General features: G+C 56.9%; 12 protein-coding genes. 3 read left to right on the forward strand and 9 right to left on the reverse strand.

Features of this window, described 5'->3' with window-relative positions; all coding sequences use genetic code 11:
- Positions 1-129: 129 nt before the first annotated feature.
- The 9 genes from potE to kdpF all read right to left on the reverse strand — a co-directional run bounded on the left by potE (position 130) and on the right by kdpF (position 12,062).
- A complete protein-coding gene (potE, locus tag IM294_RS21140; protein ID WP_045630860.1) occupies positions 130-1,443 on the reverse strand; it encodes a putrescine-ornithine antiporter in 1,314 nt (437 codons plus the stop codon).
- Positions 1,440-3,638, reverse strand: a complete 2,199-nt coding sequence (gene speF, locus IM294_RS21145) for an ornithine decarboxylase SpeF (protein ID WP_048957831.1) — start codon at positions 3,636-3,638, stop codon at positions 1,440-1,442. Before speF ends, potE begins: the two co-directional genes overlap by 4 nt.
- 255 nt (positions 3,639-3,893) lie before the next feature.
- Positions 3,894-3,998, reverse strand: coding sequence for a leader peptide SpeFL (speFL, locus tag IM294_RS21150; RefSeq protein ID WP_003858645.1), 105 nt, complete (start codon positions 3,996-3,998; stop codon positions 3,894-3,896).
- Between the two features lie 278 nt (positions 3,999-4,276).
- On the reverse strand, positions 4,277-4,954 hold the full coding sequence (kdpE, locus tag IM294_RS21155; RefSeq protein WP_008501074.1) for a two-component system response regulator KdpE: 678 nt from the start codon (positions 4,952-4,954) through the stop codon (positions 4,277-4,279).
- Positions 4,951-7,638 carry a two-component system sensor histidine kinase KdpD gene (gene kdpD, locus IM294_RS21160; protein ID WP_048957830.1) on the reverse strand — a complete coding sequence of 896 codons (2,688 nt, stop codon included), beginning with the start codon at positions 7,636-7,638 and terminating at the stop codon, positions 4,951-4,953. The genes kdpE and kdpD overlap by 4 nt, the downstream gene beginning before the upstream one ends.
- Complete coding sequence (gene kdpC / locus IM294_RS21165; RefSeq protein ID WP_126818804.1) at positions 7,639-8,214, reverse strand: potassium-transporting ATPase subunit KdpC; 576 nt, start codon at positions 8,212-8,214, stop codon at positions 7,639-7,641.
- A 12-nt stretch (positions 8,215-8,226) separates the two neighbouring features.
- Positions 8,227-10,275: a potassium-transporting ATPase subunit KdpB gene (kdpB, locus tag IM294_RS21170; protein ID WP_028012370.1), complete on the reverse strand. Its 2,049-nt coding sequence runs from the start codon at positions 10,273-10,275 to the stop codon at positions 8,227-8,229.
- An 18-nt stretch (positions 10,276-10,293) separates the two neighbouring features.
- Positions 10,294-11,973, reverse strand: a complete 1,680-nt coding sequence (kdpA, locus tag IM294_RS21175) for a potassium-transporting ATPase subunit KdpA (RefSeq protein ID WP_063154701.1) — start codon at positions 11,971-11,973, stop codon at positions 10,294-10,296.
- Positions 11,973-12,062: a K(+)-transporting ATPase subunit F gene (gene kdpF, locus IM294_RS21180; protein WP_014069365.1), complete on the reverse strand. Its 90-nt coding sequence runs from the start codon at positions 12,060-12,062 to the stop codon at positions 11,973-11,975. Before kdpF ends, kdpA begins: the two co-directional genes overlap by 1 nt.
- Positions 12,063-12,370: 308 nt before the next feature.
- On the opposite strand from kdpF, the gene IM294_RS21185 reads away from it, so the two are divergent.
- From IM294_RS21185 to IM294_RS21195, 3 genes are all read left to right on the forward strand, one after another.
- Positions 12,371-12,577: a YbfA family protein gene (locus IM294_RS21185; protein ID WP_014069366.1), complete on the forward strand. Its 207-nt coding sequence runs from the start codon at positions 12,371-12,373 to the stop codon at positions 12,575-12,577.
- Between the two features lie 599 nt (positions 12,578-13,176).
- Positions 13,177-14,589 carry a deoxyribodipyrimidine photo-lyase gene (gene phrB / locus IM294_RS21190; protein ID WP_100170595.1) on the forward strand — a complete coding sequence of 471 codons (1,413 nt, stop codon included), beginning with the start codon at positions 13,177-13,179 and terminating at the stop codon, positions 14,587-14,589.
- A 10-nt stretch (positions 14,590-14,599) separates the two neighbouring features.
- Complete coding sequence (locus IM294_RS21195) at positions 14,600-15,343, forward strand: type 2 GTP cyclohydrolase I (RefSeq protein ID WP_028012373.1); 744 nt, start codon at positions 14,600-14,602, stop codon at positions 15,341-15,343.
- Positions 15,344-15,354: the final 11 nt, after the last annotated feature.

Raw genomic sequence — 15,354 nt, forward strand, 5'->3', positions numbered from 1 at the left:
GTAAAGGATGTTAAAAAGTGTTCACCATGTCCCCGAACACCTGTCTACCATGTCCCCGGACTGTACACCCACGGGGAGAGGGAGAAAACACTAAAAACGGCAACCTCAGGGTTGCCGTTTTGCTTTTACCTAACTGTGTTTGTTCTTCAATTCAAATCTCGGCGACACCAGACCGTACAGCGTCCAGCCCATGAAGGTCACTATCGCCCCGTACAGCATCGCCTCCTGTCCGGACGAGTAGAGCGCATAGAAGCTGTATATCGCCCCAACCAGCGCCACGATATTCGCTACTCGCGCTTTGTGCGGATCCACCTTCGCCACCTTCTGAATGATCGCCAGCGCCGCCATCGACAGAATATACGGGATGATGTTCGTCACCACCGCCAGGTTGACCAGCACGTTGAACTGGCTGTTCAGCGACGGGCTGATGGTCATTAGCGATAATCCGCTCTGGAAGATGACAATTGCCAGCATACCCTGCACCGGCGCATCGGCTTTGGTCACGCGGGAGAAGATTTTCGGGAAATAGCCTTCATCTGCCGAAGATTTAAAAACCTGTGCAATGGTGAACTGCCAGCCAAGCAGCGATCCGCAGCAGGACATCACCATCAATCCCATGATCACTTTCCCGACCTCCGGGGTGAACATCTGCGCAAAGGCCAGTCCGAACGGTGCCGTGGAGTTAGCCAGATCCATGTTTGGCACGATCCCCGCTATCACGTTGGTTGAAACGATATAGATCACCGCCGCGCCCAGCGTCCCGCCGAGAACCGCAATCGGCACGTTCTTCTCCGGGTTTTCCACCACTTCCGCATTTGCGCAGGCGGATTCCAGGCCCAGGAAAGCCCAGAGCGTCATGGCGATAGACGAGCCCACGGCGGTGAAGAACGGCACATGGTGCGGGTTCCAGGAGTTGGCGTACAGCGTCGGGCTAAACCAGAACCAGCCGATGATGCACAGACCGACCACCGGGATGATCACGCCCCAGACGGTGATGCTGCTGAGTTGTCCGGTGATGCGCGCGCCGCCAAAGTTAGCGACGGTACAGATCCACAGCACGCCGATGGTCGCCAGCCCAATTTGCACCGGGCTGAGCGTCGCGCCAAACAGCTCCGTACCGTAGCCCACGGCGGAGATGGCAATCGCCACGTTGGCGATCAGCAGCGACACCCCATAGGTATAGTTCGCCATAAAGTTGCCGGACTTGCCGAAGGCGTACTCGGCATAGCCGCCCATGCCGCCTGACTTGCGGCTGAACATCCCGCACTTGGCAAACGCCCACGCCAGCGCCATCGATCCGACAGCCGTCACCAGCCAGGAGATGATAGAGATGGTCCCCACCTCGGCAAGCTTGGTGGGCAGCATGATAATCCCGGAGCCCATCATGTTAACCATGGTGAGGATAGTCAGCTGCACCACGCCCATCTTATTCGACTTGCTCATAATTTTTCTCCTTTCAGCAGCGATGGCTGAGCAGCGGATTGTTTGATGACGTAGCAGCGAACCTGTTTGCGACCGTCACACTCCTCGACGTACACGCCCTGCAGCTCCGGCGCGAAGCCCGGCAGCAGGTTGATGCCTTCTTCCAGCGCGGCAAAGTAGCGCAGCACGGAACCGCCCCAGACTTCCCCTGGAACCACGCACAGTACCCCCGGTGGGTAAGGGAGCGCACCTTCGGCGGCGATGCGGCCTTCCGCGTCGCGCAGGGAGACCAGCTCGACCTCACCACGCAGGTAGGCGTAGTTCGCCTCTTGCGGGTTCATCATCACGCGCGGGAAGTGAGACTTGCGGAACATCTCTTTTTGCAGCTGCTTCACGTTATGGCGGGCGTACAGATCGTGCATCTCCTGGCAGATCTGGCGCAGGGTGTAACCCGCGTAACGTTCCGGATGCTGTTTGTAGAGGGAGGGCAGGACGTCTTTCAGCGGCACATCGCTCTCAAGCAGTTTTTCGAAGCGCACCAGTTGGGCGACCAGCTGCTGCAGCTTGCCCATGTCCTCCGCAGGGGTGAGCAGGAACAGGATCGAGTTGAGATCGCATTTTTCCGGCACGATGCCGTTTTCACGCAGGAAGTTGGCGAGAATGGTGGCGGGCACACCGAAGTCGTCATACTCCCCGGTGCGGGCGTTAATGCCCGGCGTGGTCAGCAGCAGCTTGCACGGGTCGATAAAATACTGATGCTCAGCGTAGCCTTCAAAAGCGTGCCAGCGTTCACCCGGTACGAAATGGAAGAAGCGCAGATCGGTTGCAATCTCTGCCGTGTCCCAGCTTTCCCACGCGCGGCCATCCACCGTCTCGGGCACAAATGGACGAATAAATCGGCAGTTCTCCAGGATCAGCTTGCGCGCCTCAATGCCCGTCACCACGCAGTCCATCCACATGTTGCGGCCGCTTTGCCCCTCATGCATGCGGGCGTTAATGTCCAGCGCGGCAAACAGCGGATAAAACGGGCTGGTGGAGGCGTGCATCATAAAGGCATTGTTGAGCCGCTTATGTGGGACATAGCGCTGCTGGCCTTTGATGTGGCTGTCCTTCTTGTGAATTTGCGAGGTCTGCGAGAAGCCCGCCTGCTGTTTGTGCACGGACTGGGTGACCAGGATCCCCGGATCGTTCTCGTTCAGCTCCAGCAGCAGCGGCGAGCAGTCGGCCATCATCGGAATAAACTGCTCGTAACCCACCCAGGCCGAGTCAAACAGGATGTAATCACACAGGTGCCCAATCTTATCCACCACCTGACGGGCGTTGTAGATGGTGCCATCGTAGGTGCCCAGCTGGATCACCGCCAGGCGGAACGGACGCGCATCGCGTGCACGGCCAGGCGCCACCTCTGCCACCCGTTCACGCAGGTAGCTCTCCTCAAAGCAGTGCGCGTCAATGCCGCCGATAAAGCCGTACGGGTTGCGCGCGGTTTCCAGATAGACCGGCGTTGCGCCAGCCTGGAGGAGGGCACCGTGATGGTTAGATTTGTGGTTGTTACGGTCGAACAGCACCAGGTCGCCCGGAGTGAGCAGGGCGTTCAACACCACTTTGTTGGACGACGAGGTGCCATTCAGCACGAAGTAGGTCTTATCGGCGTTAAAGACTTTTGCCGCATGCTGCTGGGCAATGCACGGCGCGCCTTCGTGGATCAGCAGATCCCCCATCGCCACGTCGGCGTTGCACAGATCGGAGCGGAATAACGTCTCGCCAAAGAAATCGACAAACTGATTGCCGGCAGGATGACGGCGGAAAAACTGCCCGCCCTGATGCCCCGGGCAGTCAAACGCGCTGTTGCCCTGCTTCACGTAGTCGACAAGGGCGCGGAAAAACGGCGGGCGCAACTGGGTTTCATACTTCTGCGCGGCCGCTTCCAGCTGGCGTCCATAAAAGTCTTTGCTGGTGTCTGAATGCTCAAATACGCCGTGAATGCGCGATAAATAATCTGCCGGGATGATCTCTTCTTTGTGCGTCGCCACAAATACGGGAATGCCAAAACCGGTAGCTTCTATTTCTTCCAGGATACCGCTGGCAATATCCGTGACCGCCAGAACAATGGCGGCAACATCAATATAATCAGAAGCGCGGACATCCACCACTTCACGCTGGGTAGTAAAGCAGTCCGGACATGCACGGCTGGCTGCGATTTTTAAATTTTTCATCTTTCTCTCTTTATTTTAGGTAATAAGCGTCCCTCGATTTCTTGCAAGAAAGAAATCGATAATTTTCCGGAGAAAAAAGCAAAGGGTAGCCGCTGATTAAAATCAGTGAATTGCTTTTTTGATGATTGAAATTCAGTCCGCCCGGTGCGGATGAGTCTGAATCAAGATGAATGAGCGCACGAGTTCACAGGCAATTGCCTGTAAGTTAAGGTTTTTCAGGATAACCTGTAAGCGAGTGCGCCAGAAGTCGAAGGACTACCGGGCATTAAAGAGATGAAAGTCAAAGCAGTTTCGGTGGGCAAACATCATAATATGTGTTGTCCGCCTTATATGGGGCATTAAGCGATTGTTGTTTTCCATGTTTCATTTTCCTTTCAGTAATTGAAAGCATGGTCATTTTATCCAGGCAAAGGCGATTAACCGTGAAGCAGATCACCATTAACCGATCATTTCAGAAATAATTAGTCGCTTTTGATGAATAATGCAGATCAAAATTCTGAATTGTTAGTGTCACGTTAATAGATTGTGTTGTGAATGTTTGATGCGAGCTTAAATAATCAAAAAAATAACGGTTGGGATATTTATGAAATATTTTCTGAGAGGTTTCGTTTTTATTTAAAAATAAATTGAATAGTTATTCAAAGCATAAACCGATAACCGATACCGGTTTCAGTTAATAAATGACGGGGGCGCGCGGGGTCAACTTCAAGTTTCTGGCGAAGATGTCCCATATATATGCGTAAATAGTGACTATGCTCCACCGCGTTGGGTCCCCACACCTGACTTAACAGCTGGCGCTGGGTGAGAACCTTGCCGTGGTTGTTGAGCAGCACGGCGAGCAGGCGAAACTCGATTGGCGTGAGATGGATTTCTTCTTCACCGCGCACAATACGCCGCGCGGCCAGATCAACCCGGATATCCCCAAACGTATAGGTTGGGTCAGCAGGCGTGGTGGCGCTGTGGCGGCGCAGGGCCACGCGCAGGCGAGCCTGTAGCTCGCCGATACCAAAAGGTTTTATCAGATAGTCGTCCGCCCCGGCATCCAGCGCGGCGATTTTATCCGTCTCTTCAGTACGGGCGGAGAGCACCAGAATCGGCATCTGGCTCCACTGACGTACCTCGCGGATAAAATCGATGCCGTCACCGTCCGGCAGGCCAAGATCGAGGATCACCAGGTCCGGCTTGCGGGTCGCGGCTTCAATTAACCCTCGCTGAAGCGTACCCGCATCATGAACGCGCAGACCATCGCCTTCCAGCGCTGCGCGCAGAAACCGGCTAATGGCGATCTCATCTTCAACAATCAAAACGTTGATCACAAATCCTCTGGTAATTCATTCAGTTCCGGCGGGGTTTCCAGAGGAAGTGTAACACAAAAACGCGCGCCGCCTTCCGGACGATTTTCCGCGAAAATGGTTCCGCCATGAACATCAATTATTGCCTGACAAATCGCCAGCCCCAGCCCCACGCCCGGGATGGCAGACTCCTTATTGCCGCGTGCGAATTTTTCGAAAATAGCCATCTCCTGTCCGGCAGGAATGCCCGGCCCGGTATCCCAGACGTCAAGACGAAGCGTGTCGTCGTCCACCGTCGCATCCACCCCAATCCGGGCGCTGGCACCCGCATATTTGCCGGCGTTTTCCAGCAGATTAATTAACACTCGTTCAAACAGCGGACCGTCGACGTGAATTAACGTCAGGGGCTCGGGCATGTTCAGCGCAATATGCCGCCCACCGAGGCCGGGTTCGAGCATTTTCAGCGCGCTGCCCACCACCTCTTCAAGCGTGAGCCACTCTTTTTTGAGGTTAAAACCGCCTGACTGGATCCGCGCCATATCGAGCAGGTTATTCACCAGACGCGTGGTATTGAGCACGTGCTGACGGATTTCGCTGGCCTGCATGGCGTGTTTTGAACCTTCCGCTGCCAGGTCCAGCGTCAGGATTTCCGACTGGCCAAACAGGACGGTAAGAGGTGTGCGCAGGTCGTGAGACAGCGCCGCCAGCAGCGAGTTACGAATGCTTTCGCGCTCGCTTGCCAGCCGGGCCTGCTCTTCGCTGGCGGTGAGGGCCAGCCGTTCCAGCGCGCTGGCAACCAGCAGCGTAAAGGTCTCCAGCAGTCGCTGCTGTTCGGGGATCATCAGCTGGCGCAGATTAGAGGGCTCCACGATAACCAGCCCCAGGTTTTTATCGGCGCTGCGCAGGGGCAGAATTTGATAGGGCACGCCGGGCAGGGTGTCGGTTCCTGCACCCGCCGGTAGCCCTTTATCAAAGCTCCAGCGGGCGATGGCTTCGTCCCAGGGCGTCATGCCCGAGGCCGACGTCAGCGGGCGCAGCTTGCCGTGATCGTCCGGGAGTAAAATCAGGTTGCTGGCATGAAAGGTCGAGCGAATAAACTGCTCGCTGGTCTGCACAATATCCAGCGGCGTGCGGCCTACCGCCAGCGATTTCGACATCTCATAAAGATGCCGCGTGCGCTGTTCGCGATAGCGGGCGATACGCGCCTGGTAGCGCACGCCAGCCGTTAAGTTCCCTATCACCAGCCCGACGGTGAGCATCACGGCGAAGGTGAGGATGTACTGTACGTCCGAGACGGCGAGCGTCCCGCGGGGGGCAATAAAGAACAGATCGAAGCTGATGACGTTAATAACCGTCGCCAGTACCGACGGCCAGCGTCCGTAAAAGAGCGCCACCACTACCACGCCCAGCAGGTAGATCATCACCAGGTTGGCCGCGTCGAAGGCAATCAGCCATTTGCTGGCGATTATAGTGATCAGGGCGCAGAGCACGACGGCGACAAGGCAGCCGCGGAGCTGAATGCGCCATTTATCGCTGAAGGCCCGGCTGTCCGGCGCGCGGCTGGGGAGGGGAGCAGGTTTATCATCCAGCGCCACGATCACCAGGTCCAGATCCGGCGCGCGGCGGGCCAGCTTGTCGGCAAAGGATTCGCGGCTAAACCAGCGGCGATGCTGGCGGCGGCCAATGACAATTTTCCCCAGGTTATGCTCCCGCGCGTAGCGCAGAATGGCTTTATCTTCCTGCGGATCGGAAAGGGTAGCGGTTTCGGCACCCAGCTCCTGCGCCAGGCGCAGCGAGCTCAGGATCGCGCGGCGCTGATTTTCGGGCAGAGCGTGCAGCTGCGGCGTTTCGACATACACCGCATGCCAGACGCTGCCAAATTTGGCCGCCAGGCGCGCGGCGGTGCGGACCAGCTTTTCATTGCCGCTGCCGTGGCCCACGCACAGCAGAATGGCATCCCGCGTATGCCAGACGCGCTCCTGTCCCTGCAGGTCGCGCCAGGCGCGCATCTGATCGTCAACGCGATCGGCAGTACGACGCAGGGCCAGCTCGCGCAGGGCAATCAGGTTACCTTTGCGGAAGAAATGTTCGATGGCGCGCTCGGCCTGGCCGGCAATATAAACCTTGCCTTCGTGCAGGCGCTGGCGTAAATCGTCAGGAGGCAGGTCAACCAGTACCACCTCATCGGCAGAATCAAAGAACGGGTCGGGCACCGTCTCGCGCACCTGAATGCCGGTCACGCCGCTGACTACGTCGTTCAGGCTTTCAAGATGCTGAACGTTAACCGTCGTGAACACATCAATGCCGGCCTCGAGCAGCTCTTCAACATCCTGCCAGCGTTTGGGATGGCGTGAGCCTGGCGCATTGCTGTGCGCCAGTTCGTCCATCAGGATAAGGGCAGGGCGACGCGCGAGGGCGGCATCAATATCAAACTCCGTAACTAACCGACCACGGTGGCTGATGCGGCGGGGCGGCTGGGTAGCCAGCCCCTTCAGCAGCGACGCCGTCTCTTTGCGTCCGTGGGTTTCAACCACGCCGATCAGAATATCGAGCCCCTGCGCCCGAAGCCGCTGGGCTTCCGTCAGCATGGCGAAGGTTTTCCCGACGCCCGCGCAGGCGCCAAAGAAAATTTTCAGTTTGCCGCGATGGGCTTCAGCCGTCTGTTCAAGCAGCCTGTCCGGATCCGGGCGCATGGGCTCGTCGGTCATTTAGTTTTTCCTTAGCGCGTCCAGCGCCAGATTCAGCTCAACAATATTTACCACGGGCATGCCGATGAAGCTGACCAGTGGCTTTTGCGTGTGCTCTGCCACCAGCTTGCTCACCTGTTCGACGGTCAACTGACGGGCGGCGGCGACGCGCGGGATCTGCCAGGCCACCGCTGCCGGCGTCAGGCTGTAGTCCAGCCCGCTGGCCGAGGCGGTCACCAGCTCTACGGGCACATCGCGGCTGGCCTGAGGATTGGCGGCACGCAGGGTTGCCACGCGTTCAGCGACGGCTTTGTCCAGCTCCGGGTTGCTGCCCGCCAGGTTACTGCCGCCGGATGCCATCGGATTATACGGGCTTTCGGCAGTGGCGGAAGGGCGTCCCTGGAAGTAGCGAGCATCCGTAAAGTTCTGACCAATCAGGCGTGAACCGCGGTTTTCGCCGTTTTGTATAATCAGCGAGCCGTTGGCCTGATCCTTAAACCACCACTGGCCCAGCGCGGTGGTTACCAGCGGGTACAGCCCGCCGGTAATGAGAGACAGCAGAATAAACAAAAGTATAGCGGGGCGTAACATCGTCATTTGATTCACCTTTTAAACCAGCCCGAACAGGGTCAACAGCAGGTCGATAGCCTTGATACCGATGAAAGGCACCACCAGCCCGCCCAGGCCGTATATCCACAGGTTGCGGCGCAGCATGGCGGCGGCGGTCAGCGGCTTATAGCTCACGCCCTTCAGCGCCAGCGGAATAAGAAAGACAATGATCAGGGCGTTGAAAATCACTGCGCTCAGAATGGCCGATGCCGGAGAGTGCAGGTGCATCACGTTCAGCGCATTGAGCTGCGGATAGGTGGCCGCAAAGGCCGCCGGGATAATGGCAAAATACTTCGCCACGTCGTTGGCGATACTGAAGGTGGTCAGCGAACCGCGCGTCATCAGCATCTGTTTGCCGATGTGCACCACCTCAATCAGCTTGGTCGGGTTAGAGTCGAGGTCGACCATGTTGCCCGCCTCTTTTGCCGCCTGGGTACCGGAGTTCATCGCCACCGCCACGTCGGCCTGCGCCAGGGCAGGGGCATCGTTGGTACCGTCACCCGTCATCGCCACCAGACGACCTTCCGCCTGATACTGACGAATCAACGCCAGTTTCGCTTCCGGCGTGGCTTCGGAAAGGAAATCATCCACGCCCGCTTCGGCGGCAATCGCCGCGGCGGTAAGACGGTTATCCCCGGTGATCATCACCGTTTTAATGCCCATTTTACGCAGCTGGGCAAAGCGCTCTTTAATGCCGCCTTTGACGATATCTTTCAGGGCAATTACGCCCAGCACGTTCGCGCCTTCTGCCACCACCAGCGGCGTGGCCCCCTGACGGGCTACGCTTTCGACCAGGTTGTCCACTTCAGGCGGGAAGTGGCCATTGTTGGCCTCAATGTGGCGACGGATGGCGTCAACAGAGCCTTTACGGATCATGCGATCCTGAATGTTAATCCCGCTCATTCGGGTTTGCGCCGTAAACGGCACGAAGGTGGCATGCAGGCTCTGAACGTCGCGCTGGCGCAGGTTAAAGCGCTGCTTGGCGAGAACAACAATGCTTCGGCCTTCCGGGGTTTCATCGGCAAGCGAGGAGAGCTGTGCCGCATCCGCCAGCGTTTTTTCATCCACGCCCGGGGCGGGTAAGAATTCGGACGCCTGGCGGTTACCGAGGGTGATGGTCCCGGTTTTATCCAGCAGCAAGACATCCACGTCACCGGCGGCTTCAACCGCGCGCCCGCTGGTGGCGATAACGTTAGCACCGAGCATACGGCTCATGCCGGCCACGCCGATGGCCGACAGCAGGCCGCCGATGGTGGTAGGGATCAGGCAGACCAGCAGCGCCACCAGCACGGTGATGGTGACCGGAGTGCCGCCATAGGCGGAAAATGGCCACAGCGTCGCGGTTGCCAGCAGGAAGACGATGGTCAAAGCTATCAGCAGGATGGTCAGGGCAATTTCGTTCGGTGTTTTACGGCGCTGAGCGCCTTCCACCATGGCGATCATCCGGTCGAGGAAGGTTTCGCCCGGGTTGACGCTGCACTGGATCACCAGCCAGTCGGAAAGAATGCGCGTCCCACCCGTTACGGAGGCAAAATCACCGCCGGATTCACGGATCACAGGTGCGGATTCCCCGGTAATGGCGCTTTCATCTACCGATGCGCCACCTTCAATGACTTCTCCGTCGCACGGGATGATGTCGCCAGCTTCCACCAGCACCACATCACCTTTACGTAGTTCATCCGCCGGAACGTGGTCCATCTGCGCGCCGTATTTCGGTTCACGTAATTTCCGCGCAAACGCCGTTTTTTTCACCCCTTTCAGGCTGTTGGCCTGCGCTTTACTCCGGCCTTCCGCCAGCGCTTCGGCAAAGTTGGCGAATAGCACGGTAAACCACAGCCACAGGCTGATGGCCCCGGTAAACATCGCGTTTCCCGGCATGTGACCCGTCCCCATGGCAATCGCCAGTGCGGTGGTCAGGACGCTGCCGGCCCAGACGATAAACATCACCGGGTTGTGCCATTGCACGCGCGGGCTCAGCTTTTTGACCGCATCCATAAGCGCCTGACGAACTAACGTCGGTTCGAGCAGGGCCAGTTGTTTACGACTCATGACAAATACTCCGCAAAATCAGCGTAAAGAGAGAGTTTCCGCGACCGGGCCTAACGCGAGGGCGGGGATAAAGGTCAGGGCGCCGACCAGCAACACGGTGCCCGTCAGCAGGCCGATAAACAGCGCGCCGTGGGTCGGTAACGTCCCGGTGGTGGTCGGTTGGATTTTTTTATTCACCAGCGATCCGGCAATCGCCATAACCGGCACGATGATCCCGAAGCGGCCCACGAACATGCAGAACGCCAGCAGACAGTTCCAGAACGGAGAGTTGGCGCTTAAGCCTGCAAAGGCGCTACCGTTGTTGTTGGCGGCCGAGGAGACGGCATACAGCACTTCGCTAAAGCCGTGAATGCCCGGGTTAAAGATGCCGCTGCGTCCGGCCTCGGTCATCAGGGCCAGCGCGGTGCCGAGCAGCACAAGCGCCGGGGTGACCAGAATCGCCAGTGCGGTTAGTTTCATCTCGCGAACGTCGATTTTTTTACCCAGATATTCCGGGGTGCGGCCAATCATCAGACCGGCAATAAACACCGCCAGCAGCACGAACAGCAGCATGCCGTACAGACCCGATCCCACGCCGCCAAACACCACTTCGCCAATCTGCATCAGCCACATCGGGATCATGCCGCCCAGCGCCGTAAAGGAATCGTGCATGGCGTTGACCGCCCCGCACGAGGCTGCTGTGGTGACCACCGCATACAGGCTGCTGGCGAGAATGCCGAAGCGGCTCTCTTTACCTTCCATGTTGATATTGCTGTCAGCCCCAAGCTGCATGAAATGGCTGTTGCCGTTCCATTCCGCCCACATCACCAGCGCTACGCAGACCACAAAGATCAGCGACATGGTCCAGAGCAGTGTGCGGCCCTGACGGCGATCGTTGACCACATCACCAAAGGCGAAACAGAGCGCGGCGGGGATCAGGAAGATCGCCAGCATCTGCACAAAATTGGTCAGGGCGGTAGGGTTTTCAAACGGATGCGACGAGTTGGCGTTGAAGAAGCCGCCGCCGTTGGTGCCGAGCATCTTGATGGCTTCCTGCGACGCCACTGGCCCCATCGGCAGGAGCTGTTTTGCTCCTTCAAGCGAGGTATAAGGCGCGTAAGGCAGCAGGTTTTGCAGGGTGCCCTGCTGAATAAAGAACAGCGCGATGAGCAGCGCAATCGGCAGCAGGATCCACAGCGTAATGCGCGTCAAATCCACCCAGGCGTTACCCAGGGTACCGATTTTCTGACGTGCAAACGCGCGCGTCAGCGCGAAAATTACCGCGATACCGCTGGCGGCAGAGAGGAAGTTCTGCACGGTTAATCCAGCCATCTGGCTGAAATAGCTAAGCGTGGTTTCACCGGCATAGGACTGCCAGTTGGTGTTGGTAACAAAACTGACTGCCGTATTCAGCGCCAGGTGCCAGGACAGGCCCGGTAACCGCTGCGGATTCAGCGGCAGGCTACCCTGCAGCATCAGCATGGCAAAAAGTGCAAAAAGCCCAACGATGTTCAGCAGCAGAATGGCGATCAGATATTCACGCCAGTTCATCTCCCGATCGTCGATTCCCAGTACGCGCCAGATCCCTTTTTCAACGCTTCCCGTGCCGGGCAGGGGGACGTTGTTGATCAATCGCGCCAGTCCCGTTCCCAGCGGCCTTGCCAGAACGAACAATACCACTAAGAAGCTGGCAATAAGCAAAAACGCCTGAGCAGCCATCAGAATGCCTCCGCGTTAATCAGGGCATATACCAGATAACCCAATAACAGGAACACCAGCACGATGCCGGCAATAAGACCTGCACTCACAATCCACCTCCGGGTGACTTTTGTTGTTGTGCTAACGGTAGGATTTATGGCGCAAAGATTTCGCAAAAATCAGAAGGGTGGGTGTAAAAAAAGTATAAAAATGGAAAGCCCACAATTTAACTATTGATAAGTAAATCGTTAACTTTTTTGTAACTTAATTACGGCGCGAATGTAAATATTCACTAAATGGATAAAAATAAGTGGTCGGATGAGTAGTAAAATTACAAACAAAGCGATATTATTTTATCCAGGTCACAGATTTCACATTTTCCGGAGAAGGTTTCCGGCCAACTACAGGGGAGAAAAATATGGATCTTTATAAAGAGTATCCGGCTCATATCGTGTTCATGCGTCGCACTTTCGCCGTAGTGGCTGGCGTGCTGGCCCTGCCGGTGATGCTGTTCTGGAAAGATCGCGCGCGTTTTTACAGCTATCTGCACCGCGTCTGGGCGAAAACCAGCGAGAAGCCGGTGTGGATGGATCAGGCAGAGAAAGCGACCTGCGATTTCTATTGATACAACGCTGACGCGTAGCCATAAAAAAACCGCCAATAGCAATATGGCGGTTTTTTTGTCCCTCGGGATTCGCGGTCCGTTGGGTGGTCTTCAAGCCCTCGTCAGAGGCTTCCAAGAATATCTCGGGTCCTTAAGTAATCAAACTGCCACTCCCTAAATATATTCTTAAAAACCTTTTCGGTGAATTACGTTTTACGCCAGGGCCAACTACTATGCAGCGTCCCTTTCCGCCATCTCGCACATGGGCACCGGTCCCGGGAAAGGCGTCACCACAACCGTAAGTCAGGCTCTCGTCAGGGCTTGTGTCCACCGACTTATCACCGGTGGTGAACGGTGGAGCGGTTAGCAGCAGGGACCGCATAGAGAAACGCTATATATGCATCGCGTTCATTGTCGCCAGCGTACTCGTTGTAAAGAGTGATGAACCTAATGCGTTTGTCGCTTTAACCACGATAGCGCAGGACAAGTAGCGTTAAGGCCGCCCCGGGCGGCCTTTTTTATTTCATCCCGTCTACACTTCATGGCAAAGTAGTTCAATGCATGCTTTTTCCTTGTATGGCATGCCCTTATGGACATAATGGACAATAGCCTGGAGTTTTATGCCCACCCATCTGGTTTGGTTTCGCGCGGATTTGCGCGTACATGACAACATCGCTCTCGCGGCAGCCTGCCGCTCTGATGACGCCAGCGTACTGGCGCTATTTATCGCCACGCCTGAGCAGTGGCAGCAGCATGATATGGCTCCACGGCAGGCGGCTTACCTCAAATCACACCTGAACGAACTGCAGCACGCGCTTGCCGGGAAAGGCATTCCGCTGATCTACAAAGAGGTCAGCGATTTTACCGCGCAGCTTCATATGCTGCAGGAGATATGCCAGCAGAACGGCGTCACGCATCTTTTTTATAACTACCAGTACGAACTGAACGAACAGCAGCGGGACCGCCAGCTGGAGAAAATGCTGGGAGAAGTGGTATGTGAGGGATTTGATGACAGCGTGATGCTGGCTCCGGGCAGCGTTATGACCGGCGGTCACGAAATGTATAAAGTGTTTACGCCGTTTAAAAATGCTTTTGTTAAGCGCCTGAAAGAGGCGCTGCCGGAGTGCGTACCCGCGCCCGCCGCCAGAGGAGAGGCTATAACCGATCTCCCCGAATTAACGTTCAACTATCCCCAACGGGCATTTGATGAACTTCTGTTCCCTGCCAGTGAGAAGGCCGCTATTGCGAAGCTGCGCCAGTTTTGCAAGCAGGGCGCGGGAGAATACGACGCGCGCAGGGATTTCCCGGCAATTGAAGGGACAAGCCGGTTATCGGCCTGCCTGGCGCTGGGCGTGCTCTCTCCTCGCCAGTGTTTGCATCGTCTTCTGGCCGAACAGCCGCAGGCGCTGGACGGTGGTGCGGGCTCGGTGTGGCTGAACGAACTTATCTGGCGTGAATTCTACCGCCATCTGATGACGTACCACCCCAATCTCTGTAAGCATCGTCCGTTCATTCCGTGGACCGACAGCGTAAAATGGCAGCACGATGAGGCACTTTTACAGGCCTGGCAAAAAGGGGAGACGGGCTATCCGATAGTGGACGCCGCTATGCGCCAGCTAAATGAAACCGGGTGGATGCACAATCGTCTGCGAATGATTACCGCGAGCTTCCTGGTGAAAGATCTGCTTATCGACTGGCGAATCGGAGAGCGCTATTTTATTTCTCAGCTGATCGATGGCGATCTGGCGGCGAATAACGGTGGCTGGCAGTGGGCGGCCTCTACCGGCACTGATGCGGCACCCTATTTCAGGATTTTTAATCCGACCACTCAGGGGCAAAAATTTGATGCCAACGGCGACTTTATTCGCCGCTGGTTGCCCGCGCTCAGGAACGTTCCTGAAAAAGCGATCCATGACCCGTGGGCATGGGCGGATAAACAGGGCGTAAAGCTCGATTATCCCCGCCCGATTGTCGACCATAAACAGGCGCGCGTCGCCACGCTGGCGGCGTACGAAGCCGCACGAAAAGTTTGAGAGAATGATGATGAAAAACAGTGAACTGGAACGCCTGATTAACGAAAAACTTAATACCGCCTCCTTTAGCGACTATGGCCCGAATGGCCTGCAGGTCGAAGGGCGCGAAACGGTGCAGAAAATCATCACCGGCGTGACGGCAAGCCAGGCGCTGCTGGATGAGGCGGTGCGTCAGGAAGCCGACGCGGTGATTGTCCATCACGGTTACTTCTGGAAAAACGAATCGCCGATTATCCGCGGCATGAAGCGCAACCGCCTCAAAACGCTGCTGTCGAATGATATCAACCTGTACGGTTACCATCTGCCGCTGGATGCGCATCCTGAACTGGGTAATAACGTCCAGCTGGCGCAGCTGTTGGGGATTACCGTGATGGGTGAAATCGAGCCGCTGGTGCCGTGGGGCGAACTGTCGATGCCGGTACCGGGGCTGGAGCTGGCATCGTGGATCGAGGCGCGGCTGGGGCGTCGTCCGCTGTGGTGCGGAGATACCGGGCCGGATACCGTGAAGCGCGTGGCGTGGTGTACCGGCGGCGGCCAGGGCTTTATCGACAGCGCCGCGCGCTTTGGTGTTGATGCGTTTATTACCGGCGAAGTTTCCGAGCAGACGGTCCACTCTGCCCGCGAGCAGGGGCTGCATTTTTACGCGGCAGGCCACCACGCTACCGAGCGCGGCGGTATTCGCGCCCTCAGCGAGTGGCTGACGGAAAATACCGATCTGGATGTGACCTTTATTGATATTCCTAATCCGGCCTGATGAGAGGTAGT

Source organism: Enterobacter cloacae complex sp. P43RS (genome assembly GCF_014930585.1).
GTDB lineage: Bacteria > Pseudomonadota > Gammaproteobacteria > Enterobacterales > Enterobacteriaceae > Enterobacter > Enterobacter bugandensis.